Raw genomic sequence first — 21,765 nt, forward strand, 5'->3', positions numbered from 1 at the left:
GCATGACGAAGAAGACCCCGAAACCCGCCGGCGACGCACCGGTCGCGAAGAAGCGGCCCAAGAAGAAGCCGGCGACGGCGGTGGACGCGACGCCGCCCACCGACTCCCCCGCCGACGGCGAGGTGGAAGCGGGCACGCAGGCGGTGGTCGTGGGCGAGCTGTTCGACGACGACCCGGGAACGCAGGCGGTGGTGGTCGGCGAGCTGTTCGACGACGAGGCCGGCACGCAGGCGACGCCGGCCGGGGACCTGTTCACCGATGACGTGGCCGAGGCCGGTACCGAGGCCACGGTGCTGCGCGACCTGTTCGACGACCAGATCACGCGGCGCCGGCCGAAACGCCCGCAGTCGGTGATCCACGACCGCCGGCTGGGCGCCGAGCTGGTGACCCTGCCGCGGGTGCACGACATCGATCCGGAAGACGCGATCCTGCACAAGCCGGTGATTCCGGAGGCCAAACGCAACTGCTGGAACTGCGGTGTGCCGGTCGGCCGCAGCAAGAATCCGGGGAAGGGGCCGTTGACGGGCACCTGCCCGGAGTGCGGTGCCCGGTATTCGTTCGTTCCGGGTCTCAAGCGCGGCACCATCGTCGCCGACCAGTACGAGATCGCGGGCGCGATCGCGCACGGCGGCATGGGGTGGATCTATCTGGCCGTCGACCACAACGTGTCGGACCGTCCGGTGGTGTTGAAGGGCCTGCTGAATTCATCGGATTCGAAGGCGCGGGCGGTGGCGATCGCCGAGCGCCAGTTCCTGGCGTCGGTGAACGATCCGGGCATCGTCAAGATCTACAACTTCGTCGAGTACACCGACGCGCTGGACCGCCAGCTCGGCTACATCGTGATGGAGTACGTCGGCGGTCACACGCTCAAGCAGCTGACGACGGGCGCGTCCGGGCAGAAGATCAATCTGCCGATCGAGCAGGCGATGGCCTACATCCTGGAGGTCTTGTCGGCCGTCGAGCATCTGCATTCGCTCGGGCTGGCCTACAACGATGTGAAGCCCGACAACATCATGATCACTTCGGATGAGGTGAAGCTGATCGATCTGGGTGCGGTGTCGGCGTTCGGCGCGTCCGGGCAGTTGTACGGGACGCCGGGGTTCCAGGCGCCGGAGATCGTGGAGACCGGTCCGCAGGTGGCGACCGACATCTACAGCATCGGCCGGACGCTGGCCGTACTGACGCTGGACATGCCGATGCGTTCGGGCGTGTACCTGGACGGGTTGCCGAATCCGGACACCAACGACGTCTTCATCGAGAATCCGTCGTACTACTACCTGCTGCATCGGGCGACGGCCGCCGATCCGGATGAGCGGTTCGTCTCCACCGAGGAGATGACCACGCAGGTGCTGGCGGTGCTGCGTGAGGCGGTCGCCCTGCACACCGGTGTGCCGCGGCCGGCGATGTCGAAGGTGTTCACTCCGCAGCGGTCGACGTTCGGAACGGATCTGATCCTGGCGCCGGTGGACGGCTTCTTCGATGCCGCCGATGCCGCGCAGCCCGATCCGGCGCAGATCGCGCGGGCCTTGCCGGTGCCGCTGGTCGATCCGGACGATCCGGCGGCGGGCCTGTTGTCGTCGGCGGCGTTGTCGTCGCCGAGGCAGGTGCTCGACAGCATCAAGGCGGCCCGCACCGAGGGCTATCCGGGTGTGCTCGACGAGCCGGACGATGCGGTGGGCGCCGATCCTCTGCATCCGTCGATCGAGATCGATCTGGCGGAGGCCCGCGCACATCTGGAGTTGGGGAATCTGGCGACGGCGTCGCGACTACTGGACGAGGCGACCGAGCATCACGGCGATTCGTGGCGGGTGCAGTGGTATCAGGGGTTGGCGCTGCTGATGGACCATCAGGCGCAGGACGCCTATGAGCGCTTCCATTCGGTACTCGAGGCGATGCCCGGCGAGGTGGCACCGAAGTTGGCGGTCGCCGGTACCGCCGAACTGCTGGGTTACTGGCTGTCGCTGCAGGACGACGACCCGGGCGACGGCACCGACGCGAACGAGCGGTTCGCGGAGGTGGAGCAGTGGTACGACATCGCGCGCCAGCACTATCACGATCTGTGGCTGACCGATCATGCGATCGTGACGGCGGCGTTCGGCCTGGCCCGGATGCTGATCGCCGACGACCGGCATCTGGAGGCGATCGAGCCGCTGGACGAGGTGCCGACCACCAGCCGTCACTACGGTGCCGCGCAGGCCAGCGCGATCCTGTGTCTGGTGCAGGGCCGCCCGGTCACCGACATCACGCGGGACGAGTTGTTCGAGGCGGCCGAGCGGCTCGGTCAGCTGCCCGATGACGACTGGCGCACGGGCCGGTTGAAGTTGATCGTGCTGGGCACCACGCTCGGCTGGATCGAGGCGCATCCGGAGGAGCTGGAGCACGATCCGGACAGTGCCCCCGAGACGTTCATGGGCTATCCGTTCACCGAGCAGGGCCTGCGTGCCGGCACCGAACAGTCCCTTCGTGAGCTGGCTCGCCGCACCCGCGACAACCGCGCTCACCGCTTCCTGTTGATCGACCTGGCGAATCTGGTCCGCCCGGCCACCTTGTTCTAGCCACATCTCTCATACGCCGCTGGCTGTGGTCACTATTCGACCTCAACTCACGGCACACCGCCGCGAACCGGGGCCCGGTCAGGGACCTGCCCGGGCTCGGCCGATCGCGCGGCCCGGTCCCCAACGACCGAGCAGGACGGGCACGGTCACCTCGACGAGCACGTCCTGGCCGTCGGTGCGGCAGGACGTCACCTCTGCCGAGGTCCCCTGCTCGGCGGCCAGGTCGCGCGCTGCGGCGCACGGCTCCGCGTCGCCGCGGACGTGGACCGCGGCAGCGGCGAGAGCGCTGAGATCCGCGGCGCTCTGCGCCCGGTGGCGGGCCAGGACGGCGCCGCCCAGGTAGAGCATGCCGACCAGCAGTGCGGTCAGCGCCGCGATGACGCCGGCTGCGGCGAGTGTCGCGAATCCGTCGTCATCCTTCGTCAGCTGTCGACGGTTCGACGGCGGCCACACTTCGTGCCGACACCGTGACGATCGGCAGCAACGGAACCCGCGCACTGACCTCCACGACCACTCTCTTGCCGGTGGTGCGCACCGAGATGTGTGCGCCGGACGGCGCGGTCCGGGTGCCGGCTGCGATCGCGTCCCGATCACCGAGCGCGGCCAGGCGCGCGGTCTCACGGGCCGCATCGGTGCAGCCCAGGTGTGCCGCGACCCCGCCGACCGCGCCGAGTCCGAGGACCAGGAACGCGGCGATCCCCGCCAGCGCATACGCGGCTTCGACCGTGACCATCCCGGTCTCGTCCGCCGCAAGCCGTCGCCACCACGACACCCTCAGCCCACAGAGGTGTCGAGCGCTTTGGAGATGATCCCGGTGAGCGCGCTCAGCACGTTGTCACCGGTGACCACCGTGTAGAGCAACGCACCGAAAGCGGCTGCGGCAATGGTGCCGATCGCATACTCCGCGGTACTCATTCCGGAGTCGTCGACGGCCAGCCGCCCGATCTCCGCATTGATCCGGGCGAGGCCGCGCCCCAGACGTGTGTCCCCCATGATGTCCCCCTGAGTCGTGAGCCCGTCCGGTCGACGAACTCGCTTCGACCCTTAGACGCACCCGGGGACGGTGCGGTTCCCGCGACACGCGCGGGAACGATTCAGGCGCCGCAGATCCCGCTTCGCGATGAGGCCGAATCGCAGTAGGTGACGGTGCCGATGGTCAGCACTTGGCCGCCGCCCTGAGCACTGAGGCTCCCCGGCAGGGTCTGGCCGGCCGAATACATCGGGGCGCCGTCGCCGGACACTGTGGTCTTCGACTGCAGCGTCACCGCGATCCCCGACCCGGATCCGGTCCACGTGACCGCCCAGACGGTGCCGTTCATCGCCCCGCTGAACAGACTCAGTTCGCCGCTGCCGTCGGCGTTCAAGTCGATGCTGCGGGTGTGGCCGACCCACTGGCCGACATAGGCGGACGGCAACGAGTCCGCCTGCTGAGTCTGGGTGACCGTGGTGACGGTGGTGGTCGGAGCGGCCTGACCGGGCGTGACCCATTCGGTGACGGTGGCAGGCGCCTGCTTCGGCTCACTGCCGCATCCGGCGATCAGGACGGCGACCGGAACGAGTAGAGCGGACGCGATGAGTCGGCGCATGGGGTTCACCCTGCTCGCCGCCGGCCGAGCGGTCAAGAGGCCGTATGGACTCACAGTGCGAGTACGAGCCGCAGAGCGGCGTCGACCGCCCGGAGTTCATCGAAGCCCAGACGCCCGACCCGCTCGCCGAGCCGCCGCGGGTCGACCGCCGCCGTCTGCTCGACCAGGACCCGCGTCGAGGATCCCGCCACGTCGACGGCCGGGCGGAACGTCGCCGCCCGCGCGGACGTCGACGTAGGCGCGACCATCCAGGTCGACAGCGCGTCGAAGTCGTCGGACTGCACGACGACGGCGTAGCGCCTGCCCTGCTGCTCGTGACCGGTCACTCCGCGCGGCGCCCGCAGTCGGTAGACGTCACCACGCACGCAACGACTCCATGTCGCGCAGCACCTGAGCCGCTTCGGCGCGATCATCCGGATCGGCCGCCAGCGTCCCCGCTTCGGCGCGCAGCCGGGCCTTCTGATGCCGGGCCGCGGCCTCGATCAGGGCGCTTCGCACGGCGGCCGAGACGGGGGTGCCGTCGGCGGTGAGTTCCTCGAGCGCACGGCGCGCGTCGTCGTCGGGACGGAAGGTGATGGTCGCAGCCATGAATCCATTGTCACACAATGTGTAAGACATCAGATTCCACCGAGCATCCCGGACGCCAGTCCGACGACGACCGGCGCGATACCGAGACACACGAACGCGGGGAGGAAGCAGAGCCCGAGCGGTCCGCTGATGGTGACGCCCGCGCGTTCGGCGCGGGCGAGCGCTTCGGCCTGGGCGTGCTCGCGCGTGGTGTCGGCGAGAGCCGTCACCCCGTCGGCCAACGACGATCCCGATCGCGAGGCCCGGCGCGCCAGCGACGCCAGTTCGGCGAAGCAGTCGCCGGCGGCCTCGTCGACCGTCCAGGCGGTGACCGGGTCGGCGCCGAGGGCCAGGAGTTCGGCGGCCCGGCCGAGAGGGCCGGCCAGGATCGGCGGGCAGTGCGCCGCAGTCACCGCCGCCGCATCCGACACCGGCTGTCCCGCCCGCAGACACACCGAGAACAGGTCGTAGCCGGCGGCGATCGCGAACGGATCGTCGGACGGTTTCGCTCGGCCCAGCCATCGCGGCGACCGATCCGGGGCCGGCACGCCGATCACGCGGTACAGATTCCGGTGCGGGGCAGGCCAGACGACGAGAGCGGCGGCGAGCAGCACCAGTGCCGCGGTCATCGCAGCACCCGGGCGGTGATCGCATCGGCCCACAGCACCCCGGCACCGGCCAGCCCCACCCCGACGACGAGCAGAATCGATCCGAGGGAACCGCCCAGCAGGACCCGCAGCGGGTGAGCACCCATCAGCTCGCCGAGGCCGATCGCGATCAACGGCAGTCCGGCGAGGACCGCGGCTGTGGCACGCGGACCGGCGAGGCCCGCTTCGGTGCGATCGGTGAAGTCGCGGCGCTGCGAGAGGTCGCGAGCCACCGCCTCGAGCAGCGCGGCGAGCGGCAGGCCGTGCCGCGCGGAGACCGCCCACGACTCGGCCACACGCCGCACTCCTGCGTCACCACTCGGCGGCTCCACCTCCGGTGGGTCGCTGTCGGCGTCCGGGACGCCGCCGAGTTCGACGCGCGCCGCGATCCGGTCGAGTTCGGCGGCCAGGCGCCGATCCACCGGATCACTCGGCGACGTCTCCGCGGCCGCCGACCGGCAGGCGCCGACCATCGGTGCCCCGACGGAGAGTTCGGCCGCCATCACCGTCAGCGCCCGCCGCAGCGCCTCGTCGTGCCGTCGGCGTGCGGTCGCCGCGGAGCGTCGACGACGACGCAGTCCGATCACTCCGCCGGCGATGACCGCGGCGATCATCGCCCCGCTCCCCGCCAGGATCCCGACCACCGGTACGGCCGCGACAGCGAGCAGGAGTCCCGGCGCATGCCGGGGCGTCCGCACGGCGCCGGTGATCCGGTCGAGCCGTGCACCGGCGGTGTCCGTCGGCCAGACCACGACCGCCAGCGCAGCCAGCAGAAGCACGACGGCGGTCATCGGTTCCGGCTCCAGACGGTCCGGACGACCACCTCGCCCCGATCGGTGCGCTCGACCGCCCCGATCTCGTCGAGACCACGACTCCCGTCGGGGCGACGGCCGACGCCCAGTACCGTCTGCAGCGCCGCAGCCAACTGGCTGTGCAGGGCCTCTCGCCCCATGCCACCGAGTGCGGCGAGGGCCTCCATCCGCGCGGGCACCTCGGTGACGGCGTTGGCGTGCAAGGTTCCCGCACATCCGGCATGCCCGGTGTTCAATGCGGTCAGCAGATCGATCACCTCGGGTCCGCGGACCTCGCCGATCACGATTCGGTCCGGCCGCATACGGAGGGCCTGACGCACCAGGGAACGCACCGACACCTCGCCGATCCCCTCGACGTTCGGTGCCCGTGCCACCAGTCGGACGACGTGCGGATGGGTCGGGTCGAGTTCGGGCGCGTCCTCGACGCACAGGATCCGCTCGGCCGGGTCGGCCTGGCCGAGGAGCGCGTTGAGCAGAGTGGTCTTGCCGGCTCCGGTACCGCCCACCACCAGGAACGCCTGCCGGTCGGCGACGACGCGGGCCACCGAATCGGCGACGTCCGCGGGTATGGCGCCGCATCCGATCAGGGCGGCGAAGTCCTGGTCGGCGCTGCGCAGCACCCGGAGCGAGATGCAGGTGCCGTCCGCGGCCAGCGGCGGAATCATCGCGTGCAGCCGCACCGCGTAACCGTGGCGACCCACCCCCGAGAGACGGCCGTCCACCCAGGGCTGCGCGTCGTCGAGCCGGCGGCCGGCACCGAGCGCGAGCCGGACGGCCAGCCGGCGGACGGCGGCCTCGTCCTCGAAGGCGATCCCGGCCGGCTCCAGGCCGGCGCCCCGCTCCACCCACACACGGTCGGGGCCGGTGACCAGGATGTCGGTGACCCCGGGCTCGGCGAGCAGTCCTTCGAGGAGTCCTGCGCCGACCAGTTCGGTCTGCAGATACCGGAGGGCCCCGAGGAGGTCGGTGTCCGAGAGCAGGCCCCCGGATTCGCTGCGCACGGCGTCGGCGATGGTCTCCGCGTCCGGGTCGGCCGACCGTGCGGCGAGGCGGTCACGAACACGATCCAGCAGGGCGGCCCGGTCGTCGAACGACGTCATCGCCGGCCACCGCGCGCGGTGAGAGCGTCGAGCAGGACGCCCGCCGCCGACGCCTGGGGTGACCGCGGCCGGGCACGGAGTCCGCCGTCTTCACACTGTCCGGGCAGGCCCGGCGCGTGGCGCAGGGTGGCGAGCAGCGGCAGCCCCACCGCCGTGGCGATCTGGGCCGCCCGCAGACCGCCGGGCGCCGGGCCGCGTACGACGATCCCGGCCTCCTCTCGCCGTCCGAGACGCGCGACGAGCTTGCGGGTGGCGGCGACACCCGGCACGGTCGCCGTGGTCACGACCGCGATCAGATCCGCCGAGTCGAGCACGCCACCGGCGGCGGGGTCCCCGGCGCGGCCGACGTCGGCGACCACGGTGTCGCCGTTGAGCCGGGCCGCGTCCAGGACCGCGAGCACGGTCTCCGGGGCCAGCGGCGCGCCGTCGTCGCGGGCGCGGGTCAGCACCCGCAGCCGATCACCGGCCGTCGGCAGCGCCGCCGAGAGCGCCGGACCCGACAGACTGCCGGTCTGTCCGGTGATGTCGGCCCACCGCAGTCCGGGTGCATCCTCGGCGCCGAGCAGCAGATCGAGGCCGGCGCCCGCCGGTTCGACGTCCAGCAGCAGCACCGGGGAACCACGTCGGGAGCCTGCCAGTGCGAGCGAGGCGGCGAGGGTGCTGACACCCGCGCCGCCGTGCCCGCCGACCACGGCCAGCACACCGGCGGCGTTGCGTCGCGGACGGCGCAGCGCCGACAGGGCGGCGACGAACGCGTCCTCGTCGTCGGGCACCACATAGCCGCCCTGCGCGCCGACGACCAGACCGGCACGCCACACGTCGGGGTCGCCGTCGCGCCCGGACACGATGATCACCCCGGGACGGTTCGGCGGCCCGCGTCGCGCGAGACGGTCGAGTGCCGGGCCGTCGACCACCACGGCGCCGGCAGTGGTCGGGGTCGCCGCGCACGATCGTGTAGCCGGCGGCCGCCCCGCACCGCGCGACGTCGTCGTACAGCACGGGATCGGTCAGGACGAGAAGAGCATCGGACATGCAGGCAGCGTCGGCGCCGGCGACGTAGCGCGCCACCACCCGTCCACAGGAGCGCGCCGAACCGGGCCCGCACCTGTGGACGGTCAGCGATGCCGGACGACGGACAGGACTGTTGGTTGCGTGCTCGCTACGAACACAAAGCCAACAGTTCTCCGGTCAGCGGTGTTGACGACCCGCAGCCCGTTCGCGGGTATGGATCCGCATGCCCTCCCGGTCGAAGGTGCTCAGCACCGCGGCCTCGCCCGGCCCGGCGGCGCACATGGCGTGCGGGAGACGGGTGTCGAACTCGGCGGCCTCCCCGGGTTCGAGCACCAGATCCTGGTCGTCGAGCAGCAGCCGGAGGCGCCCGGAGAGGACGTACAGCCACTCGTAGCCGGCGTGTGTGCGCGGCTCGGGCGGCTCGGCGGCCGGCGGATACGTGATCCGGTAGGTCGCGACCGGCGCGTCCTCGAGCGTCAGCGGCGTCATCAGCAGGCCGCCGCGCCGGACCGGGGGCCGGCGGACGCGCGGATCGGTGGGTGCGGGCCGGACCAGGTCGTCGAGGCCGACACCCAGCTGCCGACTCAACGGCAGCAGGAGTTCGAGGGTGGCGTGCCGCTTGCCCGATTCCAGCCGGGACAGGGTGCTGGCGGACATCCCGGCCCGGCCGGAGAGTTCGTCGAGGGTCCAGCCGCGCTGCCGGCGCAGGTCGCGCAGGCGGGCTCCGACGCGCGTGAGGTCTTCGTGAACCATCCTCGACTCCTTGCTGTTTCAGCAAATCATGTTGCCACTACCGCGCTGTGCCGGTCCACTGGAACCCATGAACGACAACGACATCACCGACACCGTCTGGGACACGATCATCATCGGCGGCGGCGCCGCCGGCCTGAGTGCCGCCCTCATGCTGGGGCGGTCACGCCGCTCGGTCCTCGTGCTCGATGCCGGCAGCCCGCGCAACCGCTTCGCCGATCACATGCACGGCGTCCTCGGCAACGAGGGCACCCCGCCGGGCGAGCTCCTGCGCCGGGGCCGCGACGATCGCCGCCTGCCCCTACTGCCACGGATGGGCGGTGCGTGATCAGCGCATCGGCGTGCTCACCACCTCGCCGATGTCGATGCATCAGGCCGAACTGCTCCGGCAGTGGAGCGATCGGGTCACCGTCTTCACCGCGGGCCTGGGCCCGATGGAGGAGGCGGCGCGGCGGCGACTCGAGTCCCGGGGCGTCGTGCTCGTCGACGAGCCGGTGACCGCGGTCCTCGGCGACGCGCCCGCGATCACCGCGGTCCGGACGGCCGACGGCGCCGAGCACGCGATCGACGCCGTCTTCACCGGACCGGATGCCGTTCCGCACGACGGCCCGGTGGCCTCCCTCGGACTGGATCGCTCGGACACGCCGTTCGGCAGTGTGCTGACGGTCGGTCCGGACGGGCGCACCTCGCACGAGCGGATCTGGGCGGTCGGCAACGTCGTGCTGCCGCCGGCGAACGTGCCGATGTCGATCGGCGCCGGGGCGATGACCGGCGGGGCGGTGAACGCGGCACTGGTCGGCTGGGACTTCGACGCCGCCGGCCGATAGGGGCCGCAGATGCGAGATGACCCCGGCCAGGGGGGAGGAGGCCGGGGTCATCGGCTTTTCAGCCCCGGGGGGTTGGGCTGAATCGCACCGGCTTACGCCGGTTGTGTCCGAAGTTACGCCCCGATCGAGTTCCTTGCAACCCCAACTAAAACGATGGTGTGTCAGTCTTTCGATTCCCGGCGTGGCGCGTCCCGGCGAGTCGTAATCTGCGACTCGTGGCACCCACACCGTCCCCCCGAGTGGCCGCCTTCTTCGACCTCGACAAGACCGTCATCGCGAGGTCGAGCACCTTGGCGTTCACCAGGCATTTCTACGACGGCGGACTGCTCACCAAACGCGCCGTCCTGCGCTCGGCGATCGCCCAGCTCCAGTTCCTGCTCACCTCCGCGCACGCCGACCAGGTGGAGAAGCTCCGCAAGCACGTCACCGACATGTGCACCGGTTGGGACGCCGCCACCGTGCACAGCATCGTCACCGAAACCCTGGACACCGTGGTGCGGCCGGTCATCTTCACCGAGGCCGCCGAGCTCATCGCCCGGCACAAGGCCGCCGGGCACGACGTGGTGCTGGTCTCCGCGTCCGGCATCGACATGGTCGAGCCGATCGGCGAGCTGCTCGGCGCGGACCTCGTACGCGCCAGCGTCATGCAGGTGGTGGACGGCAAGTACTCCGGCGAGATCGAGTTCTACTGCTACGGCGAGGAGAAGGCCAACGCCATGCGCGAGCTGGCCGCCGAGCACGGCTACGACCTCGCGCAGTGCTACGCCTACTCCGACTCGGCCACCGACCTGCCGATGCTCGAAGCAGCCGGACACCCGGCCGTGGTGAACCCGGACAAGACGCTGCGGGCGCACGCCGAACAGGCCGGGTGGGAGATCCTGGACTTCCCCAATCCGGCGCCCTACGTCGACTGGTCGAGCCCGGCCACCCGCGGCTGGACCGCGGCCGCAGCCGCCACCGTCGGGGCCCTCGCAGCCACCGCCGTGGCACTCGGAATCTCCCACCGCCGGCACACCCGGCACCTCGCCGCAGCTTGATCCGGTCCAGTCTCGCCGGGACCCTTGAATGTGATGTGGGTCACTGGTAGAAACGGAGTCACGGAATCCCGAAAGGCAAAGTCCGACCCGGAAGAGAAGGATCGGACCCCCGGACGGGAGGCCCAGCACGAACGGCAGGCACCCACGCGGTGCGCGCCGCATTGGCAGAAGTGTTGTGCGCCTGCGACATCACGACCGTCCGGGAGACCGGGGGTCGAGGTCAATCGCCGAGGCGAGACCACAACCCACCTTGCACGCCTGGTAACCGGCGTTCGTGCTCGCGGGCGACAGCTCCGCTGATCCGGGAGGATCGGCCGAGAGGTCGCCCGCAATACTGTCCGGGCCACGTCGGCCCTCGACGCGACGCACCCCGACTCGGGGCACGCGGCCTCAACCCGAGGCCGCGCCGCCGGAATCAGGGTGCGCGTAGCGCCGATCAGGCGCGTGCCGCGTCGGCGATGGATGCCGCCTCGGTCGCACCGGCTTCGAGTGCCCGGCAGCAGAACACGATCCAGTCGCCGAGCGCTTCGGGGTCGCCCGTCGCGAAGTTCAGCGACTTCTCCTGGTAGTCGGCCAGGTGACGCAACCAGGTGACCTCGGGGACGCCGAGCAGGTGCGGATCCAGGCCCGACGACGCGCAGACGAGACGCGAGACGGCGCGCGCCACCACCCCGTTGCCCTGATCGAAGGGCCGGAGGGCGAGCAGTTCGCCGTGGACGACGGCCGCGACGACCGGCGCGGGAACGTTCGGGTGTTCGGTGGTGATGAGCTGCACCAGCAGATCCAGTCGCGGCCCGATGTGCGGATCGGAGCCCGGTCGGCCCAACCGCTCCGGATCGTCGACGAGGTCGGCGGCGGCCAGGGTGTGCAGGTGAGCCAGCGACTGTGCGGGAGCGCGGCGGAAGACGGCGACCTCTTTGTCGAGCGAATCCGGGTCGAGCGCCTGGGCGACCCGGATCGCACCGGCCATCACCGGGTCGTCGAAGTCGTGTTCGCGGTTCAGCTCCGTGGTGGCGCCTTCCATGGCCGCCGAACTGCGGCCGCCCCGCCACGACGACTCCCGTGAGGTCTTGTCCCATCCCCGCAGGTTCACCGGATGGCGGTGGACGGCGCCGAGGGCGTCGCGCGCCGATTCGGCGGCGTCGCGCACACCCGGCAGATCGACCAGGGGTTCGAGGGGATCGCGACTCACCGTTCCAGCCTAGGGCACAGCGAGAACCCTCCTTCCGGCGCTGCGACGCCGGTCGCCGGTGCCACCGATCGCGTTCGACCGACCGCTCGTCGCACGGTTCGCGCAGGCAGGCCCATCTCCCCTCACGCTGCGCCGCGAACGTGACTACGCTCACAGTCATGAGTCGCGCACGACGCGACGCCGCCACTGTCCGCACCACCGGAAGGTCTTCGTCATGACTTCGACCGCACATCAGGTCTATCCCCCTTCGCCCGAGTTCGCCGCCCAGGCCAACGCGACGGCCGACATATACGACCGCGCCGAGGCGGACCCGGACGAGTTCTGGGCGCAGCAGGGCCGGCGGCTCGACTGGGAGACCCCGTTCGACCAGGTCCTGGACTGGTCGGAGGCGCCGTTCGCCAAGTGGTTCGTCGGCGGCAGACTGAACGTGGCCGTCAACTGCGTGGACCGGCACGTCGATGCCGGCAAAGGCGACCGGGTCGCTATCCATTGGGTCGGCGAGCCGGGCGACTCCCGCGACCTGACCTACAGCCAGCTCAAGGACGAGGTGTCCAAGGCGGCCAACTATTTCGACTCGATCGGTCTGCAGGCCGGTGATCGCGTCGCCATCTACATGCCGATGGTTCCCGAGGCGATCATCGCGATGCTCGCGTGCGCTCGACTGGGCCTGACCCATTCGGTGGTCTTCGCAGGCTTCTCGGCGGCCGCGCTCCGCAGCCGCGTCGACGATGCCGAGGCCAAAGCCGTCATCACCACCGACGGCCAGTTCCGGCGCGGTCTGCCGGCCGACCTCAAGACCCAGGTGGACGAGGCGCTCGGCTCCGGCGACGACGCCGCGAAGTCGGTGGAGAAGGTGATCGTGGTGCGTCGCACCAATCACGACCCGAATCTGCCGTGGGTGGACGGTCGCGACGTCTGGTGGGAGGACACGGTCGGTGAGGCGTCGCCGCACCACGAGCCGCAGGCCTTCGATGCCGAGCACCCTCTCTTCCTGCTGTACACCTCGGGCACCACCGGGAAGCCGAAGGGCATCGTGCACACGTCGGGCGGCTATCTGACCCACGCGTCGTACACGTTCCACAACGTCTTCGACCACAAGGAGGGTCGTGACGTCTTCTGGTGCACCGCCGACATCGGCTGGGTGACCGGCCACTCCTACATCGTCTACGGGCCGCTCTCCAACGGCGCCACCGAGGTGATCTACGAGGGCACCCCGAACTCGCCGGACGAGCACCGTCACTTCGACATCATCGAGAAGCACGGCGTGACGATCTACTACACGGCGCCCACACTGATCCGCACGTTCATGAAGTGGGGCCGCGAGATTCCGGACGCTCACGACCTCACGTCCTTGCGTCTGCTCGGCAGTGTCGGCGAGCCGATCAATCCTGAGGCGTGGCGCTGGTACCACGATGTGATCGGCGGCGGCCGCTGCCCGATCGTCGACACCTGGTGGCAGACGGAGACCGGCGGCATCATGATCAGTCCGCTGCCCGGTGTCACCGCCTGCAAGCCGGGGTCGGCCATGAAGCCGCTGCCGGGGATCAGCGCCAACATCGTCGACGATCACGGCAAGCCGGTGAGCACCGGCGAACAGGGCTATCTGGTGCTGGACCGTCCGTGGCCGGGCATGCTGCGCGGCATCTGGGGCGACGACCAGCGGTTCAAGGACACCTACTGGTCGCGGTTCGCCGAGGAGGGCTGGTATTTCGCCGGCGACGGCGCCCGCTACGACGACGATCACGCACTCTGGGTACTGGGCCGTGTCGATGACGTGATGAACGTGTCCGGGCACCGCATCTCGACCGCCGAGGTGGAGTCCGCACTGGTCGCGCACCCGTCGGTCGCCGAGGCCGCGGTGATCGGTGCCGCCGACGAGACGACGGGCCAGGGCATCGTCGCATTCGTCATTCTGCTGGAGGGCGCCGAGAACACCGGGGATGCCCTGGTCGGCGAACTACGTGATCAGGTGGCCTCCGACATCTCGCCGATCGCGAAGCCCCGGGAGATCAATGTGGTGCCGGAGCTGCCGAAGACGCGGTCGGGCAAGATCATGCGCCGCCTGTTGAAGGACGTCGCCGAGGGTCGCGAACTGGGCGACACGTCGACGCTGGTCGATCCGTCGGTGTTCGAGGAGATCCGCGCCAAACGCGCCTGAGACCCGCGAATCGGGTTCGTGCCGGCGAGCAGGATTTGCAGCCGATGCGCGCCCGCCGCTCCTGGGCGAGGCCGGACCATGGCACCATTAGAGGCCTGTAGCCGAGGCGAAGAGGGAGACCCGTGAGCGGAGATCAGGACACCTGGCCCAAGGAGCCGAGCGACGCCCCCCGCGTCCCCGCGATCCCGATGTCGGATGCGCGGCTGGGCAAGGACGGGCAGCCGACGTTCGGCGCGCTGGTCAAGGATGCGACGGCCAGCGCCTCGACGCTGGTGCGTTCGGAGATCCAGCTCGCCAAGACCGAGCTGATCGGCGAGGCGAAGAAGGCGGGTACCGGCACCGGCCTGATCGCGGTGGCCGGCGTGCTGCTGCTGTACGCAAGCCTGTTCTTCTTCGTGTTCCTGGGCTTCCTGCTGGCCATCTGGCTGCCCGAGTGGGCGGCGTTCGGCATCGTCTTCCTGATCCTGCTGGTGGTGGCGCTGATCGGCGCCTTCGTCGGCTACAAGCTGTTCCGGAAGCTGCACAAGCCGGAGAAGACCCTCGAGTCGGTCGGCGAGTTGTCGTCGGTGATTCCGGGTCGCGGCAAGTCGCACGGTGTCGCCCATCCGCAGATCCCGACGGCACGCGATCCGCAGAGCTAGCTCCGGCCTTCCCGGCCCGCTGGCTCCCGGCACCGATGGCAACCCTTTCGGGCACCCCCGATGCCACTCAGGTCCGTTTCGACGGTCCGTGGCATCACTTCGACGTCCGCGCCAACGGTCTGCGATTCCATGCGGTGGAGCCGCTTCCGCACACCGTCGCGGATCGGCCGCTGGTCCTGCTGCTGCACGGTTTCGGTGAGTTCTGGTACACCTGGCGCCATCAGCTGGCCGTCCTGAACGACGCCGGCTATCGCGCGGTCGCCATCGATCTGCGCGGGTACGGCGACTCGGACAAGCCGCCCCGCGGCTATGACGGGTGGACTCTGGCCGGCGACACCCACGCCCTGATCCGGGCGCTCGGGCATTCACAGGCTTCGCTGGTGGGTCATGCCGACGGCGGGCTGGTCTGCTGGGCGACGGCCACCCTGCATCCGCGGTCGGTGACCGAGATCGCCGTGCTGGCGTCTCCCCATCCGCGGTCGTTGCGCCGCGGCGTGCTGCGCAATCCGCAGGAGCGGGAGGCGTTCCTCGGGCCGTTCCTGCACAACCAGTTGCCGCGGATCGGCGAGAAGCGTCTGACCCGCAACGACGGCGAGTTCATCGAGGAGTATTTCCGGGAGCGCGCGGGCGAGCCGTGGAAGCAGACCGACGACTTCGCCGACGCCGTCTCCCGGAACCGTCTGGCGATCGAGATCCCGGGCGTCGCACATTGCAGCCTGGAGTACCGGCGCTGGGCGTTCCGCTCCCAGTTCCGCGGCGACGGCCGGCGCTTCATGGAGTTGATGAACAAGCGGCTGCACATCCCGGTGCTGGCGCTGCGCGGCCGTGAGGACGAGTACATCCTCGATTCGGTGATGCAGGCCAGCGGCCGTTGGGCGTCGGACTTCGACTACCGGATCATCGGCAAGGCCGGGCACTTCGTCCACGAAGAGAATCCCGCCGACGTCAACGACGCCCTGCTGGCCCTGCTCACTTCGTGAGGCAGGCGCCGGTGGCGACGGTGTCGTCACCCGAGCGGCCGGCCGCGGTCTTCAGATCCTGATCCACCTGCCCGGCGGTGAGCACGAAACCGGTGTCTTCGGCAGGATCCTCGGCGGCACCGAACACGACGCCCAGCACCGAACCGTCCGGAGTGATCATCGGGCCGCCGGAGTTGCCGGAGCGGATGGAACCGCGCACCGTGTACACGTCGCGCTCGATGTCCTTGGGGTCCTGCCGGATGTCCGGTCCCACCAGATTCACGGCGTTGCGCACCCGCACCGGGGTGACCGTGAACGGCCCGTCCTCCGGATAGCCGAGCACGATCGCGTCGTCACCGGTCTTCGCCGCGTCCGAGGCGAACGTCAGCGGCCGGGCCCGCAGGCCCGGAACGTCGAGGACCGCGACATCGTTGCGTTCGTCGAACAGCACGACGGTGGCCGGCAGATCGGCACCCGATTCGGTGTGCACCGACACTTCGTCGGTGCCGGCGACGACATGCGCGTTGGTGACCACGCGCTGACGTCCGACGACGAATCCCGAACCCTCCAGCGCCTGACTGCACTGGTGCGCCAGACCGGCGATCTTCACCACGCTGGGGCGCACCTTCTGTACGGCGGCCGACCCGGTGAGCGTCTGATCCGGCGGATCGACACTGGCGACCTTGGTGGTGCCGAACGGCCCGATCACCTCTTTGAGACCGGAACTGTCGAGCAGACCGGTGAACTCGTCGGGCAGGCGCCGCATCCAGTTGGGCGCCACCTTGTCGACACCGCCGATCACGGCCGACCCGTCCACCGCCGAGGCGAGCGCGGCCGCCGACGAACTGCGGATCGGGATCGCGATCAGCCAGGCCGCCATCAGCAGGGCGATGCACTGCAGGACCGCCCCGATCACGCTGTCGATGCGCCGGGCACGCACGGAATGGATGACGCTGCGTGCGGCCCGCCCGATCACCACACCGGACACCTCACCGATGATCACGACCGCCACCAGCAGCAGCAACGCACACAGCAGGCGCAGTTTCGGGTCGTCGATGCCGCCGACCACACGCGGCACCACCAGGACACCCGCCACCACACCGATGATCACCCCGAGCAGCGCCATCGCCGAGGCCGCAGCGCCCTGCCGGTAGCCGCTGAACGCGGCGAGCACGGCCAGTACCACCACGAGCAGATCGACCCACATCGATCCGGTCACGACTGCGTCTCCTCGTCGTCGGGCGGCTGATACGCCGGGTTCGCGAATCCGGAGATCTGGCGACCGCCGGTCTGTTCGATCATCGCCTCCAGCGGCCGGACGTCGTCCTCGTTCCACGGAAGGTCCCACCCGGAGATCTTGCTGATCGCCGCGATCAGTCCCCCGGTGAAACCCCACACCAGCATGCCGTCGTACAGGAACGCCGGGCCCTTGTAGGCGGTGGCGCCCATGATCGAGCGGCTCACCTGGAAACGGTTCTCGGGCGCGAGGAGTTCCCGCACGTTCACCCGGGCCACCCGCGCCGTTTCGGCCTCGTCGACGACGCCGACCTCGCCCGGTCGCATCCAATGCCCGATCACCGGGGTCACCTCGAAGCCGGACGGCACCGGAAAGGTCGGCAGATTCGCCAGGATCCGGACACTGTCCGGCAGCAGTCCGGTCTCCTCGCGCGCCTCCCGGAGAGCGGTGCCGACCGGGTAGTCGTCGCCGGGGTCACGGCTGCCGCCGGGGAACGCGATCTGGCCGCTGTGGGTGCGCATGGTGGCGGCCCGCTCGGTGAGCAGGATGTCGGCGTCGGCGGGGAGTCCGCCGGGATGGTCGGCGGCGGCATCGAACGACCCCCCGAACAGCACCAGGACAGCGGCGGCGCGATGGGCGCGGAACGCGGCGGCCCACCGGGCACGGTCCCCGCCCCGGCTGAGAACCGCCTCGTTGACGGCCAGCGGGTCGTCGGCGACCGTCCGCAACCAGTGCGGAATCTGGTCCTCGCCGACCAGCGGCCCGATCGGTACCTCGGGCCGCTTCACGAGCCGCTCCCGACCGTCACACCGAGGTTGTGCGTCACCGCCGCCGCCAGCTCGTCGTAGGAGTCGAAGACCTGCGGCAAGACCGCGGCGACGGTGCCGTCGGCGCGCAGGAAGACCGTCGACGGGTAGACGCGGGGCGCCTTCACCGCCTGCGCGACGGTGCCGTCGACGTCGGCGACGGTCGGCAGGTGGACGCCGACCTCCTTGAGGAACTGCAGGATCGCGTACGGCCGGTTCGCGCCGTCGGCGGCATGCACGGCCAGCACGTTCAACGCCCCGCCGGCCCGGTCGGACAGCTCCTGGAAATGCGGCAGTTCGCGGCGGCACGGCAGACACCAGACCGCCCACAGGTTGATCACCGCGGGACGGCCGGCGAGGGCGGCGCCCACGTCGACGGTCGACCCGTTCGACAGGCACGACCCCGTCACCCCGGCCAGCACGTCACCGGCCGGGGCCGGCGTCGTCGACGTCGGGCAGGGGGCGAGCGCGGCGTCGGTGCGGGCCTGATCGAGCATCTGCGCGGACACCTGCTCGCCGCTGGTGCCGCCGGTCGGGGTGTTCCAGCCGTCGCTGTCGGAGGAGCCCGTACCGCGCGGCCACATCGCGATGATGATCGCGATCATCACCACCAGGAAGGCGACCATCGCTTTGGCGCCGGGCGTGCGCCACACCTGCCGGATCCTGTTCATGACGCCACCCCCGCGAGCGCGAGCAGATGGTCGGTCTCCGGCCCCTTCACCAGGGCGGCGGCCTCGGCCTTGTCGGTGGGACCTTCACCGTACGACGGGCAGTCGCGGGCCAGCAGGCACACACCGCACGCCGGTTTGCGGGCTTGGCAGACGCGGCGGCCGTGGAAGATGATCCGGTGCGACAGGTCCGTCCACTCCTTGCGCGGAAACAGTTCGGCGACGGCGCGCTCGACCTTCACCGGATCGGTCTCCTGCGTCCAGTCCCACCGGCGGACGAGGCGGCCGAAGTGCGTGTCGACGGTGAGGCCCGGAACCCCGAACGCGTTGCCGAGAACCACGTTCGCGGTCTTGCGGCCGAAGCCCGGCAGCGTCACGAGATCCTTGAGCCGGTTCGGCACCTGACCGTCGTAGCGCTCCACCAGCGCCTGACCGAGTCCAATGATCGAGTTCGCCTTGTTGCGGTAGAAGCCGGTCGGGCGGATCAGCTCCTCCAGTTCGGTGCGGTCCGCCGACGCGTAGTCCCAGGCGTTGCGGTAGCGGGCGAACAGGGCGGGCGTCACCTGGTTGACACGGACGTCCGTGCACTGCGCCGACAGAATGGTGGCCACCGACAGTTCGAGCGGATCACTGAAGTCGAGTTCGCAGTAGACGTGCGGGAAGGCCTCCTGCAGCGTCCGATTCATGCGGCGCGCGCGTCGCACCAGCGCGAGGTGCGTCTCCGGCTTCCTACTGCTCACAACGTTCCAGGCTACCCAGCCGACCGGAGCCGACCCGCCCGAAGGGCCCGGCACCGCCAGGTCACAACTTCATGACGGCCGCCGTCTGGGTTTCCGGTGCCGCCGGTGCGAGTGCTTTCATGGGACGCATGCAAGGTCTGGCCGTCGTCGTGTTCCCGTTTCTGCTGATGGGTTTCGCGCTCGCCATGGAGCGTGTCCAGAACAGCCTGGATCGCCTCTCGGTCGGCCGGTCGCAGGTCGAGGAGTTCCTGGAGACCGCCGACGACACCGACGTCGAGAATCTCGCCAAGGACGGCCTTCCGAGCGCGCTCGACGAGCTGCGCACCCGCCGCCAGGCATCCTGAATCGGCCTCTCTAGGCGCGTCCGCCCGTCGGATCCCTCTGCACGCTCTACACTTTCCGCTGTAGCGTGTGTCACTGATGAGAAAAAGGTCACGTGATGTGGCCGAACTGTGAGAGAGGTTCCGTAGGTGGACGAGGTACTGGCACGGGCAGGCATCTTCCAGGGGGTCGAGCCTGCTGCCGTCGCGGCGCTGGCCGATGAACTCACCGAGGTGGAGTTCCCCCGCGGCCACGTCATCTTCCACGAGGGCGAGCCCGGCGACCGTCTGTACATCATCCTGTCGGGCAAGGTGAAGCTCGGCCGCCGTTCGCCGGACGGTCGCGAGAACCTGCTGACCATCATGGGACCGTCGGACATGTTCGGTGAGCTCTCGATCTTCGATCCGGGCCCCCGGACGTCGTCGGCGACCACCGTCACCGAGGTGAAGGTCGCCACGATGGACCGCGAGGCCCTCAAGAAGTGGATCAAGGATCGTCCGGAGATCGCCGAGCAGCTGCTCCGCGTCCTGGCCCGCCGCCTCCGCCGCACCAACAACAACCTGGCGGATCTCATCTTCACCGACGTTCCCGGCCGTGTCGCCAAGCAGCTTCTGCAGCTAGCGCAGCGCTTCGGCACCCAGGAGGGCGGCGCGCTGCGCGTCACGCACGACCTGACGCAGGAGGAGATCGCCCAGCTGGTCGGCGCCTCCCGCGAGACCGTCAACAAGGCGCTCGCCGACTTCGCTCAGCGCGGCTGGCTGCGCCTGGAGGGCAAGAGCGTGCTGATCTCGGACTCCGAGCGTCTGGCACGACGCGCCCGCTGACCCCGCACTGACGATGAAAGGCCCGCTTCGGCGGGCTTTCGTCGTATTCAGAGCCCGCGGAGATACTCCAGCTGGGCCTTGACGCTCATCCTCGCCGCCGGCCACAGCTTCTTGTCGACGTCGGCGTACGCCTTGCGGACCACCGCCATCGGCTTGGCCTGGCCGGCCGTCTTGCCCATGTCGTCGAGCACCCCGCGGATCTGGTCGAGCCGCTCCTCACGGTGCTGCCGGTAGAACTGCGCGACCGGACCGAGTTCGGGGTGATCGGGTCCGTGACCGGGCAGCAGGACGGCGTCGGAGGCGTCGGCGATCAGCCTGTCCAGCGAGGCGAGATAGTCGGAGAGGCCGCCGTCCTTCGGATCCAGGACGGTGGTGCCCGCGCCGAGGATGGTGTCGCCGGTGAGGATCGCGCGCTCACCGTCGTGCTCGACCAGGAAGCTCATCGAATCCCCGGTGTGGCCGGGCGTGTGCCAGGCGGTGATGGTCAGGCCCGCCGCCTCGATCACCTCGCCGTCGGCGAGGGGCTCCGCGCCGCGGCAGTACTTGTCGAGGTAGGCGCGCACCGGAGCACCGGTCTGTGCGACGGCGGTCTTGATGGCGCCGGTGTGGTCGTGATGGCGATGGGTGATCAGCGTCAGTTCCACGTCGCCGGCCGCCTCGACGACGGTCGCGACATGCGCCTTCGACTTGGGCGGCCCCGGATCGACGACCACCGCGGTCCCGCTGCCGGGGGCGCGCAGGATCCAGGTGTTGGTGCCGTCGAGCTCCATCGCACCCGGGTTGTCGCGCAGCACCACCGAGGCGAACCCGGTGACCGGGCGAACCTCTCCGTAGGCGGGATGCGCGGGCATGTCAGCCGACCTGGACGACCAGTTCCACCTCGACGGGAGCTCCCAAAGGCAGTTCCATGACGCCGACCGCCGAGCGGACGTGGACACCGGCGTCGCCGAAGATCTCGCCCAGAACGTCGGAGGCACCGTTCAGCACCCCCGGCTGGGCGGTGAATCCGGGCGCCGAGGCGACGAAGCCCACGACCCTCACCACGCGCACCACCTTGTCGATGCCGACCAGGGAGTTCACGGCGGCCAGCGCGTTGAGCGCGCACTGCCGGGCGGCGGCGTTCGCCTGCTCGGGCGTCACCACGCCTTCGGCGCCCTCGGACACCTTGCCGGTGACCTCGAGCCTGCCGTCGACCATCGGCAGCTGACCGGAGGTGTAGACGAAGTCGCCGACCTGCACGGCCGGGACGTAACTCCCGACCGGTGCGACGACGTCGGGCAGTGCGATGCCGAGCTCGGCGAGCCGGGCGGTCCAGGTACCTGCCATC

27 protein-coding genes are annotated in these 21,765 nt (G+C 70.2%); 9 read left to right on the forward strand and 18 right to left on the reverse strand.

Annotated elements, in window-relative coordinates; genetic code table 11:
- Window positions 1–2: 2 nt before the first annotated feature.
- Window positions 3–2,555: a tetratricopeptide repeat protein gene (locus QM774_RS09905; protein ID WP_414975712.1), complete on the forward strand. Its 2,553-nt coding sequence runs from the start codon at window positions 3–5 to the stop codon at window positions 2,553–2,555.
- A 78-nt stretch (window positions 2,556–2,633) separates the two neighbouring features.
- On the opposite strand, the gene QM774_RS09910 is transcribed toward QM774_RS09905, so the two are convergent.
- From QM774_RS09910 to QM774_RS09960, 11 genes are all read right to left on the reverse strand, one after another.
- Window positions 2,634–3,008 carry an Rv3654c family TadE-like protein gene (locus QM774_RS09910; protein ID WP_414975713.1) on the reverse strand — a complete coding sequence of 125 codons (375 nt, stop codon included), beginning with the start codon at window positions 3,006–3,008 and terminating at the stop codon, window positions 2,634–2,636.
- Window positions 2,968–3,288: a TadE family type IV pilus minor pilin gene (locus QM774_RS09915; protein ID WP_414975714.1), complete on the reverse strand. Its 321-nt coding sequence runs from the start codon at window positions 3,286–3,288 to the stop codon at window positions 2,968–2,970. Before QM774_RS09915 ends, QM774_RS09910 begins: the two co-directional genes overlap by 41 nt.
- A 41-nt stretch (window positions 3,289–3,329) precedes the next feature.
- On the reverse strand, window positions 3,330–3,548 hold the full coding sequence (locus QM774_RS09920; protein WP_414975715.1) for a DUF4244 domain-containing protein: 219 nt from the start codon (window positions 3,546–3,548) through the stop codon (window positions 3,330–3,332).
- 101 nt (window positions 3,549–3,649) lie between these two features.
- A complete protein-coding gene (locus QM774_RS09925; RefSeq protein WP_414975716.1) occupies window positions 3,650–4,141 on the reverse strand; it encodes a hypothetical protein in 492 nt (163 codons plus the stop codon).
- Window positions 4,142–4,191: 50 nt separating this feature from the next.
- Window positions 4,192–4,506, reverse strand: coding sequence for a type II toxin-antitoxin system PemK/MazF family toxin (locus tag QM774_RS09930; protein ID WP_414975717.1), 315 nt, complete (start codon window positions 4,504–4,506; stop codon window positions 4,192–4,194).
- On the reverse strand, window positions 4,496–4,729 hold the full coding sequence (locus QM774_RS09935; RefSeq protein ID WP_414975718.1) for a hypothetical protein: 234 nt from the start codon (window positions 4,727–4,729) through the stop codon (window positions 4,496–4,498). Before QM774_RS09935 ends, QM774_RS09930 begins: the two co-directional genes overlap by 11 nt.
- Window positions 4,730–4,758: 29 nt before the next feature.
- Window positions 4,759–5,337 (reverse strand): type II secretion system F family protein, encoded by a 579-nt coding sequence (locus tag QM774_RS09940; protein WP_414975719.1) that lies wholly within the window; start codon window positions 5,335–5,337, stop codon window positions 4,759–4,761.
- Window positions 5,334–6,146 carry a type II secretion system F family protein gene (locus QM774_RS09945; RefSeq protein WP_414975720.1) on the reverse strand — a complete coding sequence of 271 codons (813 nt, stop codon included), beginning with the start codon at window positions 6,144–6,146 and terminating at the stop codon, window positions 5,334–5,336. The genes QM774_RS09940 and QM774_RS09945 overlap by 4 nt, the downstream gene beginning before the upstream one ends.
- Entirely contained in the window at window positions 6,143–7,267 is a 1,125-nt protein-coding gene (locus QM774_RS09950; RefSeq protein ID WP_414975721.1) for a TadA family conjugal transfer-associated ATPase, read from the reverse strand. Before QM774_RS09950 ends, QM774_RS09945 begins: the two co-directional genes overlap by 4 nt.
- Entirely contained in the window at window positions 7,264–8,184 is a 921-nt protein-coding gene (ssd, locus tag QM774_RS09955) for a septum site-determining protein Ssd (RefSeq protein WP_414975722.1), read from the reverse strand. The genes QM774_RS09950 and ssd overlap by 4 nt, the downstream gene beginning before the upstream one ends.
- 271 nt (window positions 8,185–8,455) lie before the next feature.
- Window positions 8,456–9,031: a helix-turn-helix domain-containing protein gene (locus QM774_RS09960; protein ID WP_414975723.1), complete on the reverse strand. Its 576-nt coding sequence runs from the start codon at window positions 9,029–9,031 to the stop codon at window positions 8,456–8,458.
- A gap of 67 nt (window positions 9,032–9,098) precedes the next feature.
- Here QM774_RS09960 and QM774_RS09965 point away from each other — a divergent pair, with 67 nt between their 5' ends.
- From QM774_RS09965 to QM774_RS09975, 3 genes are all read left to right on the forward strand, one after another.
- Entirely contained in the window at window positions 9,099–9,356 is a 258-nt protein-coding gene (locus QM774_RS09965; protein WP_414975724.1) for an FAD-dependent oxidoreductase, read from the forward strand.
- Window positions 9,349–9,855 carry a hypothetical protein gene (locus tag QM774_RS09970; protein WP_414975725.1) on the forward strand — a complete coding sequence of 169 codons (507 nt, stop codon included), beginning with the start codon at window positions 9,349–9,351 and terminating at the stop codon, window positions 9,853–9,855. The genes QM774_RS09965 and QM774_RS09970 overlap by 8 nt, the downstream gene beginning before the upstream one ends.
- Before the next feature lie 215 nt (window positions 9,856–10,070).
- Window positions 10,071–10,892, forward strand: coding sequence for an HAD family hydrolase (locus QM774_RS09975; protein WP_414975726.1), 822 nt, complete (start codon window positions 10,071–10,073; stop codon window positions 10,890–10,892).
- A gap of 436 nt (window positions 10,893–11,328) precedes the next feature.
- Here the strand turns inward: QM774_RS09975 and QM774_RS09980 are convergent, their stop codons facing one another.
- The gene (locus QM774_RS09980) at window positions 11,329–12,084 is read right to left on the reverse strand and encodes an oxidoreductase (RefSeq protein ID WP_414975727.1); all 756 of its coding nucleotides are present in this window, start codon (window positions 12,082–12,084) and stop codon (window positions 11,329–11,331) included.
- A 214-nt stretch (window positions 12,085–12,298) separates the two neighbouring features.
- Here QM774_RS09980 and acs point away from each other — a divergent pair, with 214 nt between their 5' ends.
- The 3 genes from acs to QM774_RS09995 all read left to right on the forward strand — a co-directional run bounded on the left by acs (window position 12,299) and on the right by QM774_RS09995 (window position 15,863).
- Window positions 12,299–14,242, forward strand: coding sequence for an acetate--CoA ligase (gene acs / locus QM774_RS09985; protein WP_414975728.1), 1,944 nt, complete (start codon window positions 12,299–12,301; stop codon window positions 14,240–14,242).
- Between the two features lie 122 nt (window positions 14,243–14,364).
- The gene (locus tag QM774_RS09990) at window positions 14,365–14,883 is read left to right on the forward strand and encodes a phage holin family protein (protein ID WP_414975729.1); all 519 of its coding nucleotides are present in this window, start codon (window positions 14,365–14,367) and stop codon (window positions 14,881–14,883) included.
- A gap of 35 nt (window positions 14,884–14,918) precedes the next feature.
- The gene (locus QM774_RS09995; RefSeq protein WP_414975730.1) at window positions 14,919–15,863 is read left to right on the forward strand and encodes an alpha/beta fold hydrolase; all 945 of its coding nucleotides are present in this window, start codon (window positions 14,919–14,921) and stop codon (window positions 15,861–15,863) included.
- Here the strand turns inward: QM774_RS09995 and QM774_RS10000 are convergent.
- From QM774_RS10000 to nth, 4 genes are read right to left on the reverse strand one after another with little or no spacing between them, the layout of a single operon-like run.
- The gene (locus tag QM774_RS10000; protein ID WP_414975731.1) at window positions 15,853–17,061 is read right to left on the reverse strand and encodes a MarP family serine protease; all 1,209 of its coding nucleotides are present in this window, start codon (window positions 17,059–17,061) and stop codon (window positions 15,853–15,855) included. The genes QM774_RS09995 and QM774_RS10000 overlap by 11 nt on opposite strands.
- Window positions 17,058–17,867, reverse strand: a complete 810-nt coding sequence (locus QM774_RS10005) for an NUDIX hydrolase (protein ID WP_414975732.1) — start codon at window positions 17,865–17,867, stop codon at window positions 17,058–17,060. Before QM774_RS10005 ends, QM774_RS10000 begins: the two co-directional genes overlap by 4 nt.
- The gene (locus QM774_RS10010; RefSeq protein ID WP_414975733.1) at window positions 17,864–18,556 is read right to left on the reverse strand and encodes a TlpA family protein disulfide reductase; all 693 of its coding nucleotides are present in this window, start codon (window positions 18,554–18,556) and stop codon (window positions 17,864–17,866) included. Before QM774_RS10010 ends, QM774_RS10005 begins: the two co-directional genes overlap by 4 nt.
- Window positions 18,553–19,239, reverse strand: a complete 687-nt coding sequence (gene nth, locus QM774_RS10015) for an endonuclease III (RefSeq protein WP_414976642.1) — start codon at window positions 19,237–19,239, stop codon at window positions 18,553–18,555. Before nth ends, QM774_RS10010 begins: the two co-directional genes overlap by 4 nt.
- A gap of 125 nt (window positions 19,240–19,364) precedes the next feature.
- Here nth and QM774_RS10020 point away from each other — a divergent pair, with 125 nt between their 5' ends.
- Together QM774_RS10020 and QM774_RS10025 are read left to right on the forward strand one after the other, a co-directional pair.
- Window positions 19,365–19,637 (forward strand): hypothetical protein, encoded by a 273-nt coding sequence (locus QM774_RS10020; RefSeq protein ID WP_414975734.1) that lies wholly within the window; start codon window positions 19,365–19,367, stop codon window positions 19,635–19,637.
- A 126-nt stretch (window positions 19,638–19,763) separates the two neighbouring features.
- On the forward strand, window positions 19,764–20,438 hold the full coding sequence (locus QM774_RS10025; protein ID WP_414975735.1) for a Crp/Fnr family transcriptional regulator: 675 nt from the start codon (window positions 19,764–19,766) through the stop codon (window positions 20,436–20,438).
- A 47-nt stretch (window positions 20,439–20,485) separates the two neighbouring features.
- Here QM774_RS10025 and QM774_RS10030 read toward each other — a convergent pair whose 3' ends face one another.
- Entirely contained in the window at window positions 20,486–21,289 is an 804-nt protein-coding gene (locus tag QM774_RS10030) for an MBL fold metallo-hydrolase (protein WP_414975736.1), read from the reverse strand.
- A 1-nt stretch (window position 21,290) separates the two neighbouring features.
- Complete coding sequence (locus tag QM774_RS10035; RefSeq protein WP_414975737.1) at window positions 21,291–21,764, reverse strand: RidA family protein; 474 nt, start codon at window positions 21,762–21,764, stop codon at window positions 21,291–21,293.
- Window position 21,765: the final 1 nt, after the last annotated feature.

The sequence above is a fragment of the Gordonia sp. (in: high G+C Gram-positive bacteria) genome (assembly GCF_047600565.1).
GTDB lineage: Bacteria > Actinomycetota > Actinomycetes > Mycobacteriales > Mycobacteriaceae > Gordonia.